Source organism: Verrucomicrobiota bacterium JB022 (assembly GCA_030673845.1).
In the GTDB taxonomy this organism is placed as follows: Bacteria; Verrucomicrobiota; Verrucomicrobiia; order Opitutales; family Oceanipulchritudinaceae; genus WOUP01.
In genome coordinates this window covers 326,880-350,050 of sequence record JAUTCQ010000013.1, presented here as the reverse complement: position 1 = coordinate 350,050, position 23,171 = coordinate 326,880, and the positions used below count along the sequence as shown (strand labels likewise).

The 23,171-nt window shown below is 64.1% G+C and carries 18 protein-coding genes; 6 read left to right on the top strand and 12 right to left on the bottom strand.

Going from position 1 to position 23,171, the window contains the following annotated elements; genetic code table 11:
- Positions 1-45 precede the first annotated feature (45 nt).
- Positions 46-1,080, top strand: a complete 1,035-nt coding sequence (locus Q7P63_10370; GenBank protein MDP0500493.1) for an A/G-specific adenine glycosylase — start codon at positions 46-48, stop codon at positions 1,078-1,080.
- A 174-nt stretch (positions 1,081-1,254) separates the two neighbouring features.
- On the opposite strand, the gene Q7P63_10365 is transcribed toward Q7P63_10370, so the two are convergent.
- The 6 genes from Q7P63_10365 to panB all read right to left on the bottom strand — a co-directional run bounded on the left by Q7P63_10365 (position 1,255) and on the right by panB (position 5,392).
- A complete protein-coding gene (locus Q7P63_10365) occupies positions 1,255-2,163 on the bottom strand; it encodes a sugar phosphate isomerase/epimerase (GenBank protein ID MDP0500492.1) in 909 nt (302 codons plus the stop codon).
- A 168-nt stretch (positions 2,164-2,331) separates the two neighbouring features.
- A complete protein-coding gene (gene rpsU, locus Q7P63_10360) occupies positions 2,332-2,532 on the bottom strand; it encodes a 30S ribosomal protein S21 (GenBank protein ID MDP0500491.1) in 201 nt (66 codons plus the stop codon).
- Positions 2,533-2,662: 130 nt separating this feature from the next.
- Positions 2,663-3,025 carry an aspartate 1-decarboxylase gene (locus Q7P63_10355; protein MDP0500490.1) on the bottom strand — a complete coding sequence of 121 codons (363 nt, stop codon included), beginning with the start codon at positions 3,023-3,025 and terminating at the stop codon, positions 2,663-2,665.
- Positions 3,022-3,816, bottom strand: coding sequence for a type III pantothenate kinase (locus Q7P63_10350; protein MDP0500489.1), 795 nt, complete (start codon positions 3,814-3,816; stop codon positions 3,022-3,024). Before Q7P63_10350 ends, Q7P63_10355 begins: the two co-directional genes overlap by 4 nt.
- Positions 3,816-4,604 carry a pantoate--beta-alanine ligase gene (panC, locus tag Q7P63_10345; GenBank protein ID MDP0500488.1) on the bottom strand — a complete coding sequence of 263 codons (789 nt, stop codon included), beginning with the start codon at positions 4,602-4,604 and terminating at the stop codon, positions 3,816-3,818. Before panC ends, Q7P63_10350 begins: the two co-directional genes overlap by 1 nt.
- Positions 4,601-5,392 carry a 3-methyl-2-oxobutanoate hydroxymethyltransferase gene (gene panB / locus Q7P63_10340; GenBank protein ID MDP0500487.1) on the bottom strand — a complete coding sequence of 264 codons (792 nt, stop codon included), beginning with the start codon at positions 5,390-5,392 and terminating at the stop codon, positions 4,601-4,603. Before panB ends, panC begins: the two co-directional genes overlap by 4 nt.
- A gap of 338 nt (positions 5,393-5,730) precedes the next feature.
- Here panB and Q7P63_10335 point away from each other — a divergent pair, with 338 nt between their 5' ends.
- Genes Q7P63_10335 through Q7P63_10325 form a run of 3 tightly spaced genes read left to right on the top strand, consistent with a single transcriptional unit; the run spans position 5,731 to position 10,124 of the window.
- Positions 5,731-6,012, top strand: coding sequence for a hypothetical protein (locus Q7P63_10335; protein ID MDP0500486.1), 282 nt, complete (start codon positions 5,731-5,733; stop codon positions 6,010-6,012).
- Positions 6,002-8,011 (top strand): SUMF1/EgtB/PvdO family nonheme iron enzyme, encoded by a 2,010-nt coding sequence (locus Q7P63_10330; protein ID MDP0500485.1) that lies wholly within the window; start codon positions 6,002-6,004, stop codon positions 8,009-8,011. Before Q7P63_10335 ends, Q7P63_10330 begins: the two co-directional genes overlap by 11 nt.
- Positions 8,012-8,057: 46 nt before the next feature.
- A complete protein-coding gene (locus Q7P63_10325; protein MDP0500484.1) occupies positions 8,058-10,124 on the top strand; it encodes a phosphate ABC transporter substrate-binding protein in 2,067 nt (688 codons plus the stop codon).
- A 257-nt stretch (positions 10,125-10,381) separates the two neighbouring features.
- On the opposite strand, the gene Q7P63_10320 is transcribed toward Q7P63_10325, so the two are convergent.
- The 6 genes from Q7P63_10320 to Q7P63_10295 all read right to left on the bottom strand — a co-directional run bounded on the left by Q7P63_10320 (position 10,382) and on the right by Q7P63_10295 (position 17,645).
- Positions 10,382-10,759, bottom strand: a complete 378-nt coding sequence (locus tag Q7P63_10320; GenBank protein ID MDP0500483.1) for a VOC family protein — start codon at positions 10,757-10,759, stop codon at positions 10,382-10,384.
- Between the two features lie 147 nt (positions 10,760-10,906).
- Positions 10,907-11,713 carry a phosphate ABC transporter ATP-binding protein PstB gene (gene pstB / locus Q7P63_10315; protein MDP0500482.1) on the bottom strand — a complete coding sequence of 269 codons (807 nt, stop codon included), beginning with the start codon at positions 11,711-11,713 and terminating at the stop codon, positions 10,907-10,909.
- 45 nt (positions 11,714-11,758) lie between these two features.
- Entirely contained in the window at positions 11,759-13,468 is a 1,710-nt protein-coding gene (pstA, locus tag Q7P63_10310; protein ID MDP0500481.1) for a phosphate ABC transporter permease PstA, read from the bottom strand.
- A gap of 5 nt (positions 13,469-13,473) precedes the next feature.
- Positions 13,474-15,789, bottom strand: a complete 2,316-nt coding sequence (locus Q7P63_10305) for an ABC transporter permease subunit (GenBank protein ID MDP0500480.1) — start codon at positions 15,787-15,789, stop codon at positions 13,474-13,476.
- A gap of 69 nt (positions 15,790-15,858) precedes the next feature.
- Positions 15,859-16,806: a phosphate ABC transporter substrate-binding protein gene (locus Q7P63_10300; GenBank protein ID MDP0500479.1), complete on the bottom strand. Its 948-nt coding sequence runs from the start codon at positions 16,804-16,806 to the stop codon at positions 15,859-15,861.
- A 164-nt stretch (positions 16,807-16,970) separates the two neighbouring features.
- The gene (locus Q7P63_10295; GenBank protein ID MDP0500478.1) at positions 16,971-17,645 is read right to left on the bottom strand and encodes a hypothetical protein; all 675 of its coding nucleotides are present in this window, start codon (positions 17,643-17,645) and stop codon (positions 16,971-16,973) included.
- A gap of 365 nt (positions 17,646-18,010) precedes the next feature.
- Between Q7P63_10295 and dnaE the strand changes: the two genes are divergently transcribed.
- Positions 18,011-21,793, top strand: coding sequence for a DNA polymerase III subunit alpha (gene dnaE, locus Q7P63_10290; GenBank protein ID MDP0500477.1), 3,783 nt, complete (start codon positions 18,011-18,013; stop codon positions 21,791-21,793).
- 415 nt (positions 21,794-22,208) lie between these two features.
- Positions 22,209-23,159: a YafY family protein gene (locus tag Q7P63_10285; protein MDP0500476.1), complete on the top strand. Its 951-nt coding sequence runs from the start codon at positions 22,209-22,211 to the stop codon at positions 23,157-23,159.
- Positions 23,160-23,171: the final 12 nt, after the last annotated feature.

Sequence of the window (23,171 nt, the reverse complement as noted above, 5' to 3'; positions counted from 1 at the left end):
GGATGGTCAAATGATGAATTCACCAAACCTGACCCGGATCGTCGATTGAAAAACACGCTGCCTGCTTCCCTGCCCGACTCTGCCCTCCCTGCCCTGCGCGCCGCCTTGCTGGCGTGGTATGACGCGGAGCACCGCCCGCTGCCGTGGCGCACGGAGGTGAGCGTCTACCGTACCGTGGTGTCGGAATTTATGGCGCAGCAGACCCAAATCGACACCGTGCTGCCCTACTTCGATCGCTGGATGCGGCTCTTCCCGAGCTTTGAGGCGCTGGCGGAGGCCTCCGAAGAGGCGGTCGTGAAGCAGTGGGAGGGCCTCGGCTATTACCGGCGCGCACGCAACCTGCACAAGCTGGCCAAGGAGGTGGCGGCGCAGGCGGCTCTGCCCTCAACCGCAGCCGACTGGCAGGCGCTCTCGGGCATCGGACCCTACACGGCGGCGGCGATTGCGAGCATCAACTTCGCCGAGCCCATCCCGGTGATCGACGGCAACGTCATCCGCGTGCTCTCGCGCCTGACCGCCAACCCGACGCTCTGGAAGTCGAGCCAGCAGGCGCAAAAGGAGCTGGGGCCGCTGGCCACGCGGTTGCTCGATCCCCAAAGGCCGGGCGACTACAATCAGGCGGTGATGGAGCTGGGGGCGACGCGTTGCCGCAAGGCGCGACCGGATTGCCTGCTCTGCCCGCTGCGGACCTGGTGCGCGGCTTACGCTGAGGGCGCGCCTGAGGCCTACCCGCGCGTGCAGCGCAAGGCGACGGAAAAGGTGACGATCGACCGCGCGTGGGCGGTGCAGGAGGGCAAGCTGTTGTTGGAGCGCGGGGCGACCGATTCCGTGCGTCTGGCCGACATGTTTGAGCTGCCGCGCCTGGCGGATCTGCCCAAAGGGGCGAAACAGGGTGCACTACATTTCCAGAAGCAGCGCGGTATCAGCAACCAGCGCATCACCGAGCGCGTGTATCGTGTGACGCTACCCGTGGAGACCGCCCTCAACGGACACCTCGTGTGGGTTTCCGCCGAAGAACTGGAACGCCTGGCCCTTTCGGGCCCGCATCGCCGTTGGATCGGCGAGTATTGGGGGAAGTAGCAACGGCCCATCCAACGCGATTTGGGAGTGCTGCGCTCTGCGCAGATCTGGATGGGAAAGCCAGGCCTCATATGGCCATCACGCCCCCTTAACAACTCCCACGCTACTTCAGAAACCAAATCGGTGCGGAGCACCGCACTCCCAAAGCGCGTCGGGCGGATGCTGCAAAATCCGCTACTTACCCGCCGCGGCGGGGGCTTGGGCGTCTTCGGCGAGGAGCTTGAGCATGAACTCCTTGGAGTCCAATACCTGACGGGAACGCAGCTTGGGGCTCAGCTCCAGCACGAGGAGGTGCTCGGGGCGAATGCAGCTGCGAATAAATTGCCAGTCGATTACCCCCGTGCCAATGGGCTGGTGGTCGTGCTCGTCGGCATCGACATCGTGCAGGTGAAAGCCGAACTGGCGCGCGTGGTTCTCCTCCAGCAACTGGCGTTGCGTGGTGATCTGGAGCTGCTCCTTGATCTGGGCGTGCCCGCAGTCGTGCCAATAGCCGACCACTTCGGGGTCGCCGACGTCGGCCAAGAGGCGCGGCATTTCGGTGTCCATCGGCAGCTCGTTGAAATCTTCACGATTTTCGAGGCCGAGGCGCACGCCCTTCTCCCGGGCAAAGGGCACGATGCGCTGCAGGTTTTCCACCAGGCGGTTGTAAGCGCCCTTTTGCTTGCGCTTCATCCGGCGCAGGCAGCGCGAGAGCTGACCTTGATAGTCCGACGAGGTGCGGCGGTCTTCCACCGGCAGCAGGTCGGCCTTTTCTTCAAGGTCTTTGGCGGCATCGCGCCAGAGATAGCGGATACTGCCACAGTGGACGACGACGAGGCCGGCACCGACGCGGGCGGCAAAGTCGATCGTGCGCAGGGTATGGCGAAACCACAGCGCCTGCTCCGCCTGGGTGTTGGCGGTGGGCTGGTAAAGGTTGGGCGCGGCGCCAAAGACGCCGGGCGGCAGCGGGCAAAAATTATGCACGCTGCTGATTTTGATCAGTCCTTCGTCGACTGCCTGCAAGATCCCGGGCACCAGCGAGAGCCGGATGCCGTGCGACAGCTCCATATACTCGAATCCCAAGTTTACAGCTTCCTGCACCATAGCATAACCTTCGCTATGGCGCCCGGAGTTCCAGCAACTTGAGAGAGCGAGCTTCATAAGAGGACACACCGTGCCAGAGGGCACGATCTGCGGGAAACTTGGTGCTCCTGTTTTAATCCAGGAGCAGCCGATGGGCAAGCGCCAACCGGCGCATCTGCGAAAGAACTGCTAGCGATTCTCGTACCGAGCGCGCAGCATGGCCGAAAAAGCAGCAACCTTCTTCTTGCGGCGCTTCACTTCGCTCGGCTTCTCAAAGTAGCGCTTGGCGCGCACATCGCGGATCACACCTTCACGGTCCAGCTTCTTCTTCAGGCGGCGGAGAGCACGCTCCATGGGTTCGCCTTTGCGGATCTTGACTTCTACGGGCATAAATTCAGTGGGCGGTTAAAATCAGAGAAAGGGGCCAATCATTGCAAACCGGGTGTAGGTACGTCAACGCCAAAGCACGGCCCGGCACCATCTTATTCACATCCTTGGCGAACAAGCACCCCAACGTCGGCTAAAACTTGCTGGTGGGCGCCTTCATCGCGTTTTGCCCGTCGACGAAGACGAGCTTGGGCGCGTGGGATTTGGCTTCCTGGCCGTCTTCGTATTCGGCGTAGGAGGCGATGATCACGATGTCGCCGCGGTGGGCCTTGCGGGCCGCCGCGCCGTTGAGGCAGATCTCACCCGGCTTGCCCTCGATCACGTAGGTCGCGAAGCGCTCGCCGTTGTTGCAGTTGTAGATCTCCACCCGCTCGAAGAGCATCAGGTCGGCAGCTTCGATGAGGGTAGGGTCGATGGAGATCGAGCCCTCGTAATCGAGGTCGGCCCCGGTGACGGTGGCCCGGTGGATCTTGCTTTTGAGCAGTGTACGCTTCATCGGTCGGCTTGACGGAGGGGAGCAGGGTTCATCTCTACAGCCAGACGCAGCCCCTGCAAGACCAGTCCTGGAATAATCTCGTCGAACAGCCCTTCTTCGCGGAAGAGCCGGGAGAAGCCGCCGGTCCCAATGATCAGCGGCTCGCGACCGGCAAAGGCTTCCTGGCGCAGGCGGGCGAAGATTTCCTTCAACGTCCCAATGTGGCCAAAATAAAGGCCGCTCTGGATATTGTCGATGGTCGTCTTGCCGAGGGCTTGCGTGGGGCGGATGATGTCGACCAGCGGCAGCTTGGCCGTGCCTCTGCCGAGGGCGTTCATGCACAGGCGCAAGCCTGCGATGATCGCACCACCCAAGTATACCTTATCGCGGGTGATCGCGCAAACGGTGGTGGCCGTTCCCATGTCCACAACCAGCAGGTCGCGCCCGGGGAACATCTGCACGGCGGCAATGGCGTTGGCGATGCGGTCGGCCCCGACCTCGCGCGGGTCGTGCACCTGGATCTTGAGGCCGGTCTTCACGCCCACCTCCAGCACCAGCGGCTCGAGGTCCAGATAGGTGCGGCAGGCGTTGACGACGCTCGGAAGGCTGTCGGGCACCACGCTGGCGATGCCGACGGCGTCGATCGCCTTGGGGTCGATCCCGCGCGCCTGCATCCAGTGCAGCATGAACACCCCAAACTCGTCCGCACTGGGGCGCGACTGGTTGCTCTTGCGGAACTCGTAGCGGACCTCAGTCCCCTCGAACACCCCGCCGTAGATGTCGGTATTACCGATGTCGAAACACAACAGCATCAGGCTTCACCTCCTGCCGCCGTCTCACGCAGCGGCATGTTGTCGATCAGGCGTACGCCGCCCAGCTGGACCGCACCGAGACGGCGGCCCCAGCGGTCGGCAACGTATTCTACCGTAAAACCGGCCTGCTCCAGACGGGCCGTGGCCTCCTCCGGCGTGGCGCACTCGCGCATGGCGGCGGCAAACTGCGGGGCCTGCGCCCGGGCCTCGGGCGAGAGGCGCACGTTGCGGGAGCTCATGGCGAGGCCGTCGGGCTCGCGCACGGTGGGCACCGGCACGATTTCGAGGGGCAAAAAGAGTGCGCGCGTCATGTCTTGCACCAGTTGAAGCTGCTGCCAGTCCTTCTCGCCAAAGTAGGCGCGGTGCGGGCGCACGAGGTTGAGCAACTTCAACACAACCGTCAACACGCCGTCGAAGTGGCCGGGGCGGTGCGCGCCTTCCAGCACGGCGGAGTCTTCGCGCTCGGTCACGACATAGCGGTACCCGTCTGGATACATGTCGGGCTTCACCGGCAGGAAGACGGCGTCGACGCCTTCGTCGTGGCACTGCTGCAAGTCGCTCTCCAGCGGCTGCGGGTAGCGCTCGAAGTCCTTCGGGTCGTTGAACTGGGTGGGGTTGACGAAGATCGACACCACGACGAGGTCGCAGGCCTCACGGGCCCGGCGGATCAGCTCGCGGTGCCCGGCGTGCAGCGCGCCCATCGTGGGCACAAAGCCGACGCGCTGGCGCGGCTCCACAGTCTGCCGCCACTGCTGGAGTTCGGAAAGGTCCTTGAGTTGGCGCATCAGGCAAAGCTCTCCTCGGCGCTGGGGTAAGAGCCTTCGTGCACGGCGGCGGCGTAGGCGTTGAGCGCGGCCTTGGTGTCCGCCGCCCCATGGGCAAAGTGACGCAGAAAGCGGGGCTTGAAGCCGTCGTTGAGGCCCAGCAGGTCGTGCCAAACCAGCACTTGACCGCTGCACTCGGGGCCGGAGCCGATCCCGATGGTCGGGATCTGGAGGCTGGCCGTCACTTCAGCCGCGAGCGCGGCGGGAACGAGCTCCAGCACCACGGAGAAGCAACCAAGCTCTTGCAGGCGCAGAGCATCTTCGCGCAGGGCCTGGGCCACGGCGGGTTCGCGCCCCTGCACCTTGTAGCCGCCGATCTGGTTGACGTGCTGCGGAGTGAGGCCGAGGTGGCCCATCACCGGCACGCCGCTCTCCACGAGGTGGCGCACGATGTCTTCGTGGCCGCGCACGCCTTCGAGCTTCACCGCATGGGCACCCGCTTTCATCAGGGCATCTGCGGCCAGCATCGCGGGGGCGAGCCCCTGCCGGTAGCTGAGGAAGGGCAAATCGGCCACGATGGGCTGTTTGGGGGCTCCCCGGGCCACGGCCGCCGTATGCAGCGCCATCATCGGCACGTCGGCATGGACGGTACTGGGAAAGCCGTGCACGACCATCGCCAGCGAATCGCCGACCAACAAGGCGTCTACGGCCGTCTCGCGCACCAGTTGGGCGCTGGCTGCATCATAACAGGTGGCCACGCAAATGCGCCGCCCTTCCCGCCGGTAGGTGGCAAAATCGGTGATGCGCTTCACGCAGCCCCTCCTTCGCTCCGGCGTGTGTCTATCGTCCGGTATTTCATGGTTGGTACCTGTCGGTTAAGGATCAAGTCCAGACGCCCAATCAACCACAGCCGTTCGCAAATGTCGAGCCGTACGCGTACCGCTTATAAGGGCCCGAGGAAGAACCTGCGAGGGCCGAAGGTGAAAATCCCGTGTCGTTTTGGGGTGGGTAATTTACGGTTGTGTAAACTCTTCGCCCCTAGGGGTAAAAGGGTAGACAATGCCCAAGGCGGGGGGCTTAATGCGGCATGGTGGGCAGGGGCTCCTGGCTGGGGTTTCCCTCGCGCCGCTTTCATTCAGCTGCGAAAGCCATGTCCTTTATCCGCAACCGTTCGAACGAAGAATGGCGCAACGCTCCCGGGATGATCTCTTATGTGGAGTGCGATGCGCAGGGCGAGATCCTCGCTGGCGATGGGCAGGAAAACGATGAGCTGCCCATGATCACCAACAGCTTCATCGAGATCGGGCAAGCGATCGGCCAGAGCCTGGGCCTCAAGGGTCTCGTGGATGTAATGGTAGCGGGGCCCGACCACCGCGCGCTCTTCGTACCCGGCAACAAGAAAAACATCGGAGTCGAGTACCTTGAAAACTGACCCGAACACCCCCGAGCAGGCCGAATGGCTGCAGCACTACGAGGCCGCGCTGGCGGAGTCGCCTGCCGTGCTCGGCTACGCCGTGCTCGACCCGCAGGGCGGCATCCTGAGCGAAAAGACGCGTGACCTGCCGGACGGCGTGGACCTCGAAACGGCCTCCACCTGGGTCCAGAATGCCTACCACGCCATCGACGCCTATTATCCGGAGTCGAGCGAAGTCTTTCTGCGCTTTCAGGACTACAACGTGATCCTCTGCCGTGCGCACGAGCTGATCGCCATCGCGGTGCTCGACCCGAGCTACGAGCTGAAGGCGTTTAACGACCTGCTGAGTGGCGAACGCCTGAAGCGCCTCGCCTCGCGCCTGCGCTCCGCCACGCCCGCCGCCGGAGGGGCCGCCCCGGTCAAGCGCTCGGAAACCGTATTTCTCAAGATCAGCGACGACTCGGGCACCGCCCCCGCCGGGGCGCCCGCCGCCAGCCGCTCCGGCACGCAACCGGCAACCGCCACCCCGACCCGTGCCGCCAAGCGCAGCAACTCCACCCCGCTGATCCTGATCGGCGGTGCAGCCGTTGTAGCCCTGCTCGCGATGGGCGGAGCCATCTTTTTTGCGATGGGTAGCAAGTCGGCCCCCGAGCCAGTGCCCGCCGCTCCGGTCGTCCAGCCGACCCCGGAACCGGCCGTACCCGTCGATTTTGCCGCCCAGGCCGCCCGCATGCGCGCCGAGGCCACCGAGCTGGGCCAGCTCGCCCGCCAGCCCGCCCCGTCCGGAGTCAACTCCGCCCCTCTCGTCGCGAAAGGCTTTGCCGCCGCCAGCGCCGCCGAGGCCGCCAGCAGCAACGGCCAGCACGAGGAAGCCCTCCGCCGCTGGACGGAAGCGCGCGACGCCTATGGCCAAGCGGCCCTGCAAAGTGCCGAAGCCCGCCTCAACCACGCCGAGCAGGCCGTCGCCATCCGCAACCCGGAAAACTATGCGCAACAGACCTGGGGAGAGATCCAGCAAAACATGGAAGGTGCCCTGCAGGCCCGCGATCGTCAGGACTTTCGCGAAGCCGTGCGGCTGACCCGCACTGCCGCCGAAGGCATGGAACGCCTGCCCGCCGCCCTGCAGCGCGAAATCCTGGGCCTGGCCCGGACCGCCGCCACCACCCGGGAGACCGCCACCGCCGAGATCTTTTACCGCGACCTGCTCCGCCTCGACCCCAAAAACGCCGAGGCCGCCGCCTTTCTCCATCGCTTTGCCGCCGAGCCGGGCACCACGATCGAAAACAGCGTGGGCATGCAGCTCGCGCTCATCCCCGCCGGTACCTTTACGATGGGCTCGCCGACCAGCGAAGCCCGCCGCGATGCCGACGAAATCGTGCACGAAGTCACCCTCACCGAGCCCTTCTTCATGGGCACGACGGAGGTGACGCAGGCCCAATGGCGCGCCGTGATGGGCGAAGGCGTTGCCGTGAACGACGAAGGTTTCGCCGGGCCCGACCTGCCGGTCCATTCCGTTAGTTGGGAACAGGCCAAGGCCTTTGCCGACAAGCTGAGCGAGCTGGAAGGCCACCGCTACCGCCTGCCGACCGAAGCCGAGTGGGAATACGCCGCCCGCGCAGGCTCGAAGAGCGCCTTCAGCTCTGGCCCCGCTCTCGATGGCACGCAGGCACAAGTCTACGACCAGGAGCGTAACCCGGCCAACGCGCCCGCCCCGGTCGGCAGCTTTACCCCCAACGCCTGGGGCCTCTACGACCTGCATGGCAACGTGTGGGAGTGGACGGCCGACTGGTTTGGCCCCTACGCGAGTGAAGCGGTCGAAAACCCGACCGGCGCCACGCAAGACAGCTTTTCGCGGATCGACCTCGCGCTGAAAGCGCTGCGCGGCGGCTCCTGGTACGACGAGGCCGACAAGGCCCGCAGCGCCAACCGCTGGGGCAGCTCGCCCAGCGCGGGCGCCAACTACATCGGCTTCCGCGTGGTGCGCGATGTTGATCCCTATGCTCCGGAAGCCCCGTAAGGCCTCCGCGTTTCCCGACTGTCGCCACCTTATCTCGACCGCTGCCATGACGAACTCTGCCTCGCCTCTCTCCGGGCGCGTACGGGCGCTTTCCCTCTTTGCCCTGCTCGCCGCCTTCTCCGGTTGCCAGACCGACGGGCCCGCCACCTCCACGCCGGCCCGTGCGACTCCCGCCAGCCAAACGGGAACCACACCACGCCCGGCCCCGATCGCGCCTGCCCCCACTCCGGCACCGGCCCCCGTTACGCCGCCCCCGGCTCCCGCGCCCGCCGCCGAAGCGCCCAAGCCGATGCTGCCCAGCTACCAGCCGCAAGTCGCCGTCAGCGGCCGCCTGCGCTCGGTCGGCTCCGATACGATGGACAAGATGATGGAGCTGTGGGAAGGCCTCTTCCGCCAGTACCACCGCCGGCTCAACGTATTGCACCAAGGCCGCGGCTCCTCTACCGCCATCCCCGCACTGATGGAAGGCTCCGCCGAAGTCGGGCCCATGTCGCGCGAGCTGAAACAGGACGAGATCGCCGCCTTCCAGCAACGCTACGGCTACCCGCCTACCCAGATCCGCGTGGCCCTCGACGCCCTCGGCATCTACGTGCACCCCAGCAACCCCATCGCCCAGCGCGGCCTGACTTTGGCCGAGCTCGACGCCATTTTCTCCAGCACCCGCGCCCGCGGCCACGGCGAAGCCATCACCACCTGGGGCCAGCTGGGGCTGACCGGCGAGTGGGCCAACGCGCCCATCAACCCCTACGGCCGCAATAACGCTTCCGGCACCTACGGCTTTTTCCGCGACGAGGCCCTGCAACGCGGGGAATACCGCCCCGGCGTGCGCGAGCAGGTCGGCTCGGCCGAAGTCGTCGATGCCGTCGGCAACGACCGCTACGGCATCGGTTACTCCGGCATCGGCTACCGCACGCCCGCCGTCGCCACCGTACCGCTGAAGGCCAATGCCGCCAGCCGTGCCTACCAGCCCACCGAAGAGGATGCCGCCTCCGGCAACTACGCGCTGGCCCGCTTCCTCAACCTTGCGCTCAACATCGCGCCCAATACGCCCCCGAGCGACCTCCAGCGCGAGTTCGTGACCTTTATTCTCAGCCGCGAGGGGCAGCAGCTCGTCACGCAAGACGGTTACTACCCGCTGACCCCCAAGCAGGCCGCCGAGCAACTGGCCAAGCTGGGCCTGCAAGTGGCCGAAGCCAAGCCCCTGCCCCCGGCAATTGCCGCTCTCGGCGCCTATGAGCCGGAGGCCGATCTGCAAGGCCGCCTGCGCTCCGTCGGCTCAGACACGATGGATAACATGATGGGCCTGTGGGAGGCCACCTTCCGCGGCTACCACCAAGGCCTGCGCGTACTGCACCAAGGCCGCGGCTCGTCCACCGCCGTGCCCGCGCTGATGGAAGGCTCCGCCGAGGTCGGCCCCATGTCGCGCCCGCTCAAGGCCGACGAGATCGCCGCCTTCAAGCAGCGCTTTGGTTACGAGCCCACCCAGCTGCGCGTGGCCGTCGACGCTCTCGCGCTCTACGTGCACCCGAGCAACCCGCTGTTGCAGCGCGGCCTCACGCTTGAACAGCTCGACGCCATTTTTTCCAGCACCCGCGCACGCGGTGGCGAAGAAGACATCACCACCTGGGGCCAGCTGGGCCTGACCGGCGAGTGGGCCAACGCACCCATCCGCGTCTACAGCCGCAACCGCGCCTCCGGCACTTACGGCATGTTCAAGGATCAGGTGCTCGCCGCCGGCGACTTCAAGCCGAGCAACAGCGAGCTGGCCTCCTCCGAGGCGGTGGTCGAAGCCGTCGGGGCCGACAAATTTGCCATCGGCTACAGCGGTATCGGCTACCGCACGCCCAATGTCGCCGCCCTGCCTGTCTCGGGTCGCACCGGAGCCTCAGCCATCGCCCCGAGCGAAGAAACTGCCTTCAGTGGCACTTATCCCCTCGCCCGCGCCTTGTATTTGGTTATTAACTACAACCAGCAAGAAGGCCTCTCACCTCTGACGCGCGAATTCCTGCGCTTTATTTACAGCGCCGAAGGCCAGGCCCTCGTGATGAAAGACGGCTACTACCCCGTCAATGCCACGATGAAGGCCACCGAACTGAAGAAAGTCGGCCTCTAAGACTTCTCTGTACGTTCACACTCCACCCCAAACGCCAGTCCTCCCCAGGACTGGCGTTTCTGCTTGGTAGCGATAAATAAAATACGAAATCGCTTATTCTATGGCGCTCTGGGAGTGCTGGGCTCCGCCCAGATCTGGTTTTTCGAGTCGCATCCAATAGTTGAACCAGCTCCCATCCCCATCGAAGACGAAGATCCAGATCGGCGCAGAGCGCGGCACTTCAAAGCGCGGTAGGCGAAAAGGGACCTGAATGAGCCTCACCCCGCGGTGCCGTCTTTGCGTTGGTGGAGGCCGATGGTGTTGCCGTCGGGGTCGAGGAAGCCGCACATGAAGCAGACGGGCGTCTCCATCGGTTCCATCACGACGGTCACCCCGCGCTCCTTCAGCTCGGCGACGGCTGCCGCCATGTCGGGCACCGCGAGCCAGATCATGCTGCCGCCCGGTTGCGGAGGGCGGTTCATGATAATGGGAGCCGCGATCAGCGCGAGGCTGCTGGGCGGCACGTCGAATTCGACGAAGCCATGCTCGGAGCCGTCTTCCGTCAGCTTCAAGCCCAAGAGGTCTCGGTAAAATTCAATCGAGCGAGCGAGGTCGGAAACCTCGTAGGAGAAAAAGTCCGTGCCAAGAATCTTCATGTGAGCAATGCGTGAATATGTTTACACGCAGGCTAGGAGCTGCGAACAAGTCGGTCAACAACAGGCGTGAACAAATAAGCACTTATATCACACCAAAAAAGCTGCCCACATGGGAGCAGCTTGAAAGGTGAAGCCGGCCGGCCTCGCTTAACCGATGCTGCCGGAGACGTAGGCCTCCGTCTGCGGGTTTTGCGGGTGGAGGAAAATGCTCTCGGTCTCGTCGTATTCGATCAGCTTGCCGAGGTAGAAGAAGGCCGTGCGGTCGCTCACCCGAGCGGCCTGCTGCATGTTGTGCGTCACGATGACGATGGTGTAGCGGTCCTTGAGCTGGTGGATCAGCTCCTCGATCTTGCTGGAGGCGATGGGGTCGAGCGCCGAGCAGGGCTCGTCCATCAACAGCACGGGCGGGTCGTTGGCGATGGCGCGGGCGATGCAGAGGCGCTGCATCTGGCCGCCGGAGAGGCCGAGCGCGCTGTCGTGCAGGCGGTCCTTCACCTCGTCCCAGAGGGCGGCGCCTTGCAGGCTGCGCACGACGACTTCGTCCAGCTCGCTCTTCTTGGTGACGCCAGCGATGCGCTTGCTGAAAATGACGTTTTCGTAGATCGACTTCGGGAAGGGGTTGTACTTCTGGAAGACCATGCCCACGCGCTTGCGCAGGGTGATGACGTCGAGCTTTTCGTCGTAAATGCTGTTGCCGCCGATGGTGATGTCGCCCGTGTGGCGCACGCCTTCCACGAGGTCATTGAGGCGGTTGAAGTTGCGCAGCAGGGTCGACTTGCCGCAACCGGAGGGGCCGATGAAGGCCGTGACGCGGTGCTTGGGGATGTCGAGGTTCAGGTCGAAGAGCACCTGCTTTTCGCCGTACCAGAAAGAGAGGTCCTTCACCTGGATAAACTTCTCATCCGGCGAGGGCTTGCGGCTGGCCGCCACTTCCTCCTGGGAGCGGTGCGGCATCTGAATGTGCGGGACTTGGGCCATGTGCGCGGGCGGGAAAGGGGGTTAGAAGCTGCCGTAGGCGTACTTTTTGCGGAGGCGTTCGCGAATGAGGATCGCACCGAGGTTCAGCACGACGACCAGCATGATGAGCAGGAACGTGGTGGCAAATACCATCGGCTTGGCGGCCTCGGAGTCGGGCGACTGAAAGCCGAGGTCGAAAATGTGGAAACCGAGGTGCATGAACTTGCGCTCGAAGTGTACAAACGGCGCCTGACCGTCGAGCGGGAGGCTGGGAGCGAGCTTGACCACGCCCACGAGCATCAGCGGCGCGACTTCACCGGCCCCACGCGCAATGGCGAGGATCAGGCCCGTGAGCATTCCGGGGGCGGCGGCAGGCAGCACCACGCGCTGGATCGTCTGCCACTTGGAGGCGCCGCAGGCGAGGGAGGCTTCGCGCAGGCCCGCCGGCACGGCCGCAAAGGCTTCTTCGGTCGCGACGACCACCACGGGCACAGTCATCAGCGCGAGCGTGAGGGCCGCCCAGAGCACCCCGCCGGATTTGAAGACGGCGCTTTCGTGGTTGGGGAAGAACAGCTCGTCGATCGTGCCACCGAGGAAGTAGACGAAAAAGCCGAGGCCGAACACGCCGTAGACGATGGAGGGCACGCCCGCCAGGTTGTTGATCGAGATGCGCACCATCTGCACGAAGGGCCCTTGAGTGGCGTATTCACGCAGGTAGATCGCGGCGATCACCCCAAAGGGCATCACGGCGGCACTCATCATCATGACGAGCACCACGGTGCCGAAAATCGTGGGGAAGATGCCGCCCTCGGTATTGGCCTCGCGGGGCTCTTCGGAGATAAAGCTCCAGAAGTCGCCGAAGAACCAGCCGAGCTTGGCGAAGAAGCCCATCTCGTTGGGCTGCCATATCTTGACAAAGTTACTGACCGGCTCCGTCTTTTCCTCGCCACTGACGAGGCGGGTAGTGAACTGCTCCACCTCGTTGCGGGCGCGGAGCTGCGTCACCTTTTCCTGCAGGTGGCGGCTCTCGGCCTGCAACTTCGCAATCCCGGTCTGGAGGCTCTGGATGCGAGGGTCTTCGGCCGTGGCGCCCTCTTCCTTGAGCAGGCGGATGCGGCGCTCTGTTTCGACGATCTCGTGGCTGATGGGGCCGATCTCGTTGCGATTGATCTCGCGGATCTGCTCCCGCCGCTCGTGCGCATCCTTCATGATGTGACGCAGCGTCGTGGGGAAGCCCGTTTCCTCGACCCCGATCACGCTGCCGTCGGCCTTGGTGATGCTGACGGGGTAAAAAATCGCGTCGCCCCAGCTCAGGCGCTCGGCCTGCATCAGCTCCTGGGGCTGCTCCCAGCTCACGATCGCGTCTTCGTCGACGTAAAAGAAGCTGAGGCCGAAGGTGTCGCGGTTGCCCACGAAAAACTGGTATTCGCGCGCCTGCTCTTCGCCCTCCGGCGAGGCGAGGCGCTTGTAACGCTCGTCGGCGATGGAGCCGGCAAAGGTCGTGCGCCCCCCCAGGGTGAAGGGCGACTCTTCGGCCACGTGCACGACGTGGATGTCGCGCGGCCAGAACGTCTGCACCCCCTTGAAGAGGATCAGCGCGAGCAGGCCGAGAATCATGATGATGCCCACCCCCAGGCCCATGGCCGTGAGCCAGACAAAGCCTTCCCCAGCGGGCGGCTTCACGTGGCGCCGCTCGTTCGTAGCTTGCGAGGGCGGGTGCGGGACGGCGGAAACTTCAGGCGTCGCAGACATGGCGGCTAGCTGATGTTCTTGTAGCGGCGACGCAGGCGCACCCGCGTGATTTCCGCCACCGTGTTGATGATAAAGGTGAGGAGGAAGAGCACCATCGCGCCCAGGAACAGGGTGCGGTAGAGCGTGCTCTCTTGCGGGGCCTCCGGCAGCTCCACCGCGATGTTGGCGGAGAGGGCGCGGAAACCGTTGAAGATATTCGGGTCGATCAGCGCCGTGTTGCCGGTCGCCATCACCACGATCATCGTCTCACCCACCGCGCGGCCAAGGCCGATCATGAGCGAGGAGAAGATGGCGGGGGATGCCGCGGGCAGGATGACGCGCGCGGCTGTCTGCCAGCGGCTGGCCCCCAAGGCGAGGGCGGCGCTCTTGAGCAGCGGAGGCACGCTCGACATCGCGTCTTCCGAAATCGTGAAGATGATCGGGATGACGGCGAAGCCCATCATGAAGCCCACGATGAGACTGTTGCGCTGGTTGTATTCGAGCCCGGTCACAGCAGGCCACCAGCGGGTGAAGTCGCCCACCATCTGGCCCGTCTGCGGGTCTTTGACCACAAAAAGCAGGTCTTCCACCACCGGCCCGAGGTACCAGCCGACGACGGCCACCACGAGCAGGATGGGGATGTAGTAAAAGAATTCGCTGCCCTGAGGGATCAGGATGCGGAAGCGTAGCGGCAGGTAGCCCCAGAGGATGCCGATGGCAAACGCCACCGTGGGCAGCAGCACGAGGATCATCAGCACCGAGGGGAAGCGGTATTCCAGCAGCGGGGCGAAGAACAGCGCGCCGAGGAAGCCGAGTACGACGGACGGCAGCGAGGCCATGATCTCCATCATCGGCTTCACCACGCGGCGGAAGCGCGGCTTGAGGAACTGGCTGGTGTAAAAGGCCGCCAGCAGCGCGATGGGCACGGCAAAGAGCATCGCGTAAAACGTGCCCTTGAGCGAGCCGAAGATCAGCGGCATCATCGAGAGCTTGGGCTCGAACTCGTCGCCCGCGCCGCTCGATTCCCAGCGGTATTGCGCCTCCGGCTGGCCCTCGTACCAGATCTTGCCGAAAAAGGCGTTGAAACCGGCCTCGGGGTGCGGGTCGTTCACGTCGAAGACCAGCAGGCGGCCGTCCTGGCCGCTGACGAAAAAGCTGTCGTAGCCGGAGCCGACCACGCCGCGCTCGGGCGCAAATTCCAGTTGCTTGGACCACCGGGTCGTCGCCGTGGTAGCGTAGCGCAGGGAGACTTCGTTGCCGTGAGTGACGAGGAAGGCCCGGTTGCGCGGGCTGCGGGCAAAGACGTCGGCCGCGCCCTCCAAGTCCTTCAACTCGTGGAACTGCTGGTAGCGCAGCACGCCTGCCTCCTCGTCGCGGGCGACGGAGAAGATGCGCATGGCACCGGCCGGGCTGGTAAACACCACCGAAGTGCTGCCGAGCAGCCAGTCTGCCGTGCTGACGTGCGACTCCTTCAACTCGCCAAAGGGCGCAAAAGTCTGCTCGTGAAGCAGCTCGCGGTTTTGCAGGCGGAAGTAACTGACTTCGCCCGTGGTGCCGACCGCCAGCAGCGTATCGCCGGAGCCACCGACGAGCACTTGAGCGACGCCGCCCGAGACTTCGCTCGTGAGGTCGTACTCGCCCACCGGGGTCAGCTTGCCCGGGCCAAAGAGCGAGCGGCGGCGGTTGAAGGCCACGACGTTGAGCGGGTGCTCGTCGCCATCGGTCTGGACGACCGCAATGAGGCGGCCACTGGAACCGTCAAAAAAGTCGAGCGCTTCGATCGGTTTGCCCGGGCGGCCGAGCTGGTCGATCACGTCGAGCGTCACCTCGGGGCGGATCACGCGGTGCTCCGGGTCGCTGAAATCGGGCGTATATTCCACCGTGGCGAGCGCGAGGCGGCCATCGGTGGAGCCGAGCAGGATCTGGTTGCCGTTCTGGCGGTAGCGCCAGGCCGAGATTTCAAAGCCCTCGGGCAGGCCCAGTTGCTCGGTAAAGAGGCCGCGCGGGCCGAGCTGCGTTTCCGGGTCGGCAGCTTCGGTTTCCGAGCCCAGGTCGACAAAGTGCAGGGTGCCCTCCCGGTCGAGCAGGAAGGGCAATTCGCTCCAGCCGTCGACGCCCAACACGATGGGGTCGACCACGCCGGTGGCGATTTCGCGTTCGAGCTTCACCTTCGCGCCCTGGAAGAGCGGGATGACTTCGAACAGGATAAAGAGGAAGATACCGAAGACGGCAACGATGATGCCGATGCCCCCCGCCCTGATGAAGTAGTTCATGAACGCGTCCATGCGAAGGACTCGCTTGGAAACGGCGTAACGACTGTCAAAAAGATCTGGTTCGGCCATACGAAGGGGCGGATAGAAGCGCCCACCGTGCGTAGGCGCAACGGTGGGCGATCAAAGATAGACAAAAACCTACTCGCCGAGCCAGTTTGCGCGGATCTCTTCCACCACGAAGGCGGGCAGCGGGTAGTAGCCGTCGCGGACCACGACTTCCTGGCCTTGCTTGGAGAGCACGAACTTGAGGAACTCCTTCGTCAAGGTGTCCAGCTCCTGACGGGGCGACTTGTTGACGTAGACGTAGAGGAAGCGCGAGAGCGGGTAATCGCCGGTAACGCAGTTTTCGAACGTCGGCTCGTACATCACACCGTCGGGGCCTTCGATCGAGATCGCATTGACGCCGGAGGTCTTGTAACCGATGCCGGAGTAGCCGATGCCGTAAAGGTCGCTGGCAACGCCTTGCACCACGGCAGAAGAGCCGGGCTGCTCCTTGACCCGCGGGCTGTAGTCGCCGCCCTCAAGGCCCACTTCCTTGAAGAAGCCGTAGGTGCCGGAGGCCGAATTACGGCCATAGAGGCTGATCGGGCGGGAGGCGAAGGCGCCTTCGAGGCCCAGATCGCCCCAGGTGCGGGCGGGGGAGCCGTTGCGCAGGTAGGTGCTGGAGAACACGCTGTCGACCTGCTGCAGCGTCATGCCCTTGATCGGGTTGTCCTTGTTGGTGAACACCGCGAGGGCGTCGATCGAAACAGGGACTTGCGTGGGCTTGTAGCCAAAGCGCTTCTGAAATTCGTCGATTTCCGTGCTCTTCATCTCGCGGCTCATCGGCCCGAGCTGGGAAGTGCCTTCGATCAGCGCGGGCGGCGCAGTCGAAGAGCCCTTGCCTTCCACCTGGATCTTCACGTTGGGGTAGATGGCCTGAAAGGCCTCGGCCCAAAGCGACATCATGTTGTTGAGGGTGTCGGAGCCCACGGACGACAACGTGCCCGAAACGCCGGTTACCTTCTCATACACGGGGAGGTCTTCATCCACTTGCACCGGCCCGACTGCCCAGGAAAGGGGCAGCGCGATCACGCAGGCAAGCATCGACAGCAAAGTTTTATGAGTCATGGCACTAATGGAGCCGCTCCGGGTGGAGCGAGGGTTGAATCGAGGCAAGGTTGTAAGTTCCGGGGCTGACGGTGCGCAAGCCCGGTTCTGCAACAATCGTGTGACTTCCGCAGAGGTTAATGCCCCATTGCGGGAAAGTTTTACGAGGCCGACTCTTCCGGCTCTACCTCTTCTTCGATCTGCCTGGGCCTCTGCTTGTCGCGCGCGGTCAGGCGGTCTTCCCACTCTGCCAGCTCGGTTTCCTTCTCGATCAGTTGGTCGGCCAGGGTGGAAAGGCGATTTTCGGACTTGGTGAGATAGGCTTCGCGCGCCTTCAGCTCTTCGCGCAGGTTTTCGAGCTCTGCCCGCTCTTCCTGGACTTTTTTCTCCAGTCGCTTCAGCTCCTGCAGCCGCTCTTCGGAGAGCGGAGAAGGCTCGGGCTTGGCCGGCGTCGGCACCGGCGCATTGGTGAAGCGGCGGGGAAAACCGGCACGGCTGCCGCTAAACGGGCTGCGGGATGCGGTGGCGTCGACGTTGCCGAAGGGCACCCGGGTGAAGCCGGTGCTGATCGGGCCTTCGCTGGCGCGAGGGCAATGGCGGCAGCGCACAAACGCCTTGGGCTTGAGGGAGCCCACTTCGATCCCGTCCACCTCTTCCAGCGAGGTGTAATCCAGCGTGGGGCCCACCGTCATGACCGCCTTTTCACTGCCGCCCGCATCTTCGAAGAGCACGAGGTAGTGGTTGTCGGGGTTGGCCCACATCACCCGAATGTTGGCGTGATGCTCGCTCTTGGATTCGCTGAGGAGCTTGTAAAGTGAATATTCCTTGAGGCTCATGGCAGACACGCGACAGAATACCGGGGTTCGTTAGTCGCCCAGCGCAGAAGTTGGGCAGCAGCATGGCAGCGGACTGACCCGCAGGACAAGTGAAAAAAAGGTGAAAGAGGGGCGGGAAAGCGCTCCGCCACCGGCCCAACAGGCCCAGATCTCCGCGCGGCGCCCCTGCAAATCCCCCGCCGATAAATGATCCTCATGAATCAGCACGCCCCCGCAGTAAGGTGTAATCCCCAGTTGCCCGCAAACTTTTTTTGCGGCCGTAACCCCACCAGTATGCGATCTACCGCTACACCAGCTGCATACGCATCCGGGGCCAAAGTCGCGCTTGCCTCTACCCCCGCTTCGCGATGAGCTATCCCCACCCTATGAGCGACGCAAAGAACATCGTCCACCTGCACTGCCACACCGATTACTCGCTGCTGGACGGCTGCGCCAAGGTCAGCCGCTACATGCAACGCTGCAAGGAGCTGGGGATGCCGGCTCTGGCCATGACCGACCACGGCAACCTCTTTGGCGCGATGAATTTTTACAAGGCCGCGACCAAGGCAGGGGTCAAGCCGCTCATCGGGTGCGAAATCTACCTTGTCTACGACCACAAACAGGTCGACCGCCCCAAGCGCGACCGCCAGCGCAGCGACGACATCAACGACATCCCCGAAGACGAGCTGGGGCCGGAGAGCTACCCGAAGCATCAGATCCACCACAAGACGCTCATCGCGCAAAACTTCGAGGGCTACCAGAACCTGGTCAAGCTGGTCTCCGACGCCCACGTCAACGGCGTCTACTACCGCCCGCGCTGCGACATGGAGACGCTCGCGCGCTACAGCAAGGGCATCATCGGCCTCAGCGGCTGCATGAACGGCGTGGCCTCGCAGAAGCTGATCTACAACGATTACGCCGGCGCCCGTGAAGCGATGGGCCAGTTTATCGACATCTTCGGCAAGGAAAACTACTTCGTCGAGATCCAGGACCACGGGATGCCCGTGCAGCGCCGCATCATCCCCGGCCTGCTCAAGCTGGCCAAGGAGTTCGACCTGCCCGTGATCGCCGCCAACGACGTGCACTACGTCTACAAGGAAGACAGCGAGCCGCACGACGCGCTCCTTTGCATCCAGACGGGCAAGCTGGTGAAGGACGAGAAGCGGATGAAGTACCCGAGCCGCGAGTTTTACCTGAAGAGCTACGACGAGATGCTCCAGGTGTTCCGCGAGGTGCCCGAGTCGCTCGACAACACCTTGCGCGTGGCCGAGATGGTCGACCTCAAGATCAAGTTCGGCGAAGACCATTACCCCGTCTACGAGCGCCCGATCGAAGTCACCTTCCCGGAAGACAGGCCCGCCTTCGCCCGCATCCTCGACATCTACGTGGAGGAAAAGAACAAGGTGCTCTCGCGCGACGGCAAGCCGCTGATCTCCCTGACGCCCGAAGAGCGCACCCGGCTCTCGACCAACGGCACCTACCTGCTTGAGCTGTGCAAGGGCGGCCTCAAGGAACGCTACGGGGTGGATTACGACCAGTGGCAGCAACTGGGGCGCGACAACCCCACCGGCGAGCTGCCCGAGGGCTACGACCTCCAGCGCGCCAGCGAAGTGTGCAAGCAACTGGAGTACGAGCTGGCGATCATCACCGGCGCGGGCTTCGTCGACTACTTCCTTATCACGTGGGACTTCATCAACTGGGCCCGCGAGCAAGGCATCCCCGTCGGCCCCGGTCGGGGTTCGGGTGCGGGCTGTATGGTGGCCTACCTGATCAAAATTACCGACATCGACCCGCTGCGCTTCGGCCTGCTCTTCGAGCGGATGCTCTCCCTCGAACGCGTGAGCCCGCCCGACTTCGACGTCGACTTTTGCATGCGCCGCCGCGACGAGGTGGTCAACTACGTGCGCGACAAGTATGGCAAGGACCGCGTGGCCAACATCATCACCTACGGCACCTTCGGGGCAAAGATGGTGGTGCGCGACCTCGCCCGCGTGCTCGACCTGCCCTTTGCCGAGGCCAACCGCATCGCCAAGATGGTGCCCGACGACCTCAACATCTCCCTCGACGACGCCGTGGCCAAGAGCGGCGAGCTGCAGGCCGAGATGGGGATCAACCAGACGGTGCGCGAGATCATCCGCCAGGGGAAGGTCATCGAAGGCATGGTCCGCAACACCGGCAAACACGCCTGCGGCATCATCATCGGCGACCAGCCGCTGACGAATCTCGTGCCCGTGACCTTGCAGGAAGGCGACCTCACCACCCAGTATGCCAAGGGCCCGGTCGAAGACCTCGGCATGCTCAAGGCAGACTTCCTGGGCCTGAAGACTCTCACCGTGATCAGCGACGCGCAGGACCACATCCGCCGCACGACCGACCTCAAGCAGTTCGACATCGAAAAAGTCACGCTGGAGGACGAAGCCTCTTACCAACTGCTGAACGAGGGCAAGACCAAGGGCGTGTTCCAGCTCGAATCCGGCGGGATGCAGGCGCTGTGTCGCCAACTCGGCCTGAGCACCTTCGAGGAGATCATCGCCTTGATCGCGCTCTACCGCCCGGGCCCGATGCAGTTCATCCCGCAATACATCGAGGGCAAGAAGGACGCCTCCAAGATCAAGAGCCCCCACCCTCTGCTCGACGAACTGGTGCAGGAGACCTACGGCATCCTCGTCTATCAGGAGCAGGTGATGAAGGTGGCGCAGATCGTCGCCGGCTACACCCTCGGCAATGCGGACATTCTCCGCCGCGCGATGGGCAAGAAGATCGCGTCGGTCATGGCCGAGCAGAAGGACATCTTCGTCAAGGGCGCCAAGGAGACGAACGACATCAACGCCTCCAAGGCGGAGGAAATTTTCGGCATTCTGGAGAAGTTCGCACAGTACGGCTTCAACAAGTCGCACTCGGCCGCCTACGCGATGCTCAGCTACCGCACGGCCTACCTCAAAGCCAACTACCCCGTCCAGTTCATGGCGGCGGTGCTCGGCTGCGAAATGGGCAACGCGGAAAAGCTGGCCGGCTTCCTCGAAGAGTGTCAGGCGATCGACGTCCCTGTGCTCGGCCCGGATGTCAACGAGTCCCGCGAGTCGTTTACACCCGTCATGACGGCGCACAACAGCAAGACGGGCTCGATCCGCTTCGGGCTGGCCGCGATCAAGGGCGTAGGCGAGGCCCCTGCCCACGCGATCATTTCCGAGCGCGAGGCCAACGGGCCGTTTACCAGCTTCAAGGACTTCGCCCAGCGCATCGACTCCGCCCATGCCAACCGCCGCGTGATGGAAGCGCTGATCAAGGCCGGGGCCTTCGACAACCTCGGCCAGGACCGCGGCACCATCCTTCACCTGCTCGACGGTATCCTCAACGAAATCAAGGACCTCCAGCGCGACAAGGAACGCGGCCAGACCAACCTCTTCGACATGTTTGGCATGGATGAGCCGGAGCCCGCGCCCAGCCGCAACGGCAATGGTCACGCCGAGCCCGAAGGCCCCATCATGCCGATGATGGAGAAGCTGCAGTTCGAGAAAGAGCTGCTCGGCTTTTACGTGAGCGGACACCCGCTGAACGACTTCCAGGGCATCTGCGAGCACATGGACACCTTCCAGGGCCGGGATTTCGAGAAGATGGAAAACCGGGAGCCGTACCGCCTCTGCGGCGTCATCACCGGCGTCGCCAAGAAGCTGTCGCGCAAAGACAACCGCCCGTGGGCCATCATCTCGCTCTCCACCCGCGAGAGCACCTACACGATCAACTGCTACGCCGACTCGTTTGAGCGCAACAAGGACCTGATCGAAGATGGTGCGCTGGTGATGCTCGAAGGCACGGTCGCACGCCGCCCGGACGAGGTGCAACTGCTGGCCGAACGCCTCCAGCCGCTGGATAAATCGGTGCGCGACATGGTGAAGGAGCTCACCTTCGTGATCGAGGGCGACGGCGTCGCGGTCGACTTCCTGCGCCACCTGCGCGAAGAGCTGGAGCCCCAAAGCGGCCAGACCAGCGTGAAGGTGGGCGTGCTCTTCAGCCCCGACCAGATGGCCGTGGCCGACATCGCCGGCTCGCTCGGCTGGAACCTCAATCAGCAGCAATTCGGTCGCCTGCGCCGCCACCCCGCCGTACGCGACGTGCTGCTCAAAGTCCCGCCCCCCGAAGCCCCCCGCCCCCGCTGGGAACGGAATTAGGGAGAGGGGAGGATAAAGCACGGCGCTTTAGCGTCTCATTGAGCGAACCTCTTTGCAGTGGCACCCCTCCAGGGTGCAGACTGGCCCGGTTTTGTCCGGTGGTGTCGGACGCCTTGCGTCCTCAACCACCGGCTACGTGATGGCATCCCTTCAGGATGCTGGATCATCCAGCAAGCCAAAGGCTTGCCACCTCTTAGCCTGCAGTTGAGGTCCGCTACTGCGGACCGACACCCCGGGTTCATTCAGAAGTAGGAGTGCACCCTGAAGGGGTGCCACAGTTGACTGTTTAAGCCAGCTTCATGTGCAAAACGTTTCGAGGCCTTGCGGGGCTGGTAGTTACGAAATTGCTCCACGTGGAACAAATCGGATCCCCGTTCAATTGACGCCCGAACACGCCCGCAGTTAAATATCAACGATGAACCGTGTGGATCGGCTTTTCGCGCTGGTGTTGTGGCTGCAGCAGAAGCGGGTGGTGACGGCGGAAGAGCTGGCCGCCCACTTCGAGTTGAGCGTGCGCACGGTCTACCGCGACCTCGCCGCGCTGAGCGAAGCAGGGATCCCGCTGGTGGCGGAGGCGGGCGTGGGATATTCGCTGGTCAAGGGGTTCAGCCTCCCGCCGATCCACTTTACGCCCAAGGAGGCCAATGCGCTCGCAACGGTGGGGCTGCTCGTCCACCAGTTCAGCGACCCCTCGCTGGTAGCCGAAATGGCGTCGGCCCTGCGCAAAATCAAGGCCGCCCTGCCCATGGCAGACCGGGAGCGCCTGATCCGGCTGGAAGCCCAGCTGGCTGCCACCGCCCAACCAAAACGCCCCGCGGAAGCCGCACTCGCCGAGCTGCAGGAGGCGCTGGGCCAGCAGCGGGTGCTGAAGTTTGCCTACCAAGGGTGGAATGCCGCCCCGAGCGTCCGCCATGTCGAGCCCCACGCGCTGATCTACTACCTCGACCGCTGGCACCTGATCGCGTGGTGTCGCGAACGGGAGGGGTTCCGCGATTTCCGGACGGATCGGATGCGGGAGGTGCAAGCCTTGCCCGAGACCTTCCGGCGACGCGAGGGTTTCACGGTGGAGGACTACCTGCGCTCGATGCCCAAGCCGGAGCTGACGGCAAGGGTCCATTTTCCTGCGACGCAACTGGACCGTGCGCGGCGCGAATGGTGGCAGGGCATCCGCAGCGAGGCCGAGACGGCGGAGGGCGCGATTCTGGAGCTGGCCGTGGTGGACTGGGAACGGGTGATCGGCTGGCTGCTGTCCTTTGGCCCTACAGTTGCGGTTTTGGAGCCCGCAGAACTGCGCCTGCAACTGGCCGCCACCGCACGGGCACTCGTCGCCCATCACGATTCGTCACCGGCCTCCCCAGGCTCCTGACATAGGGTTGAC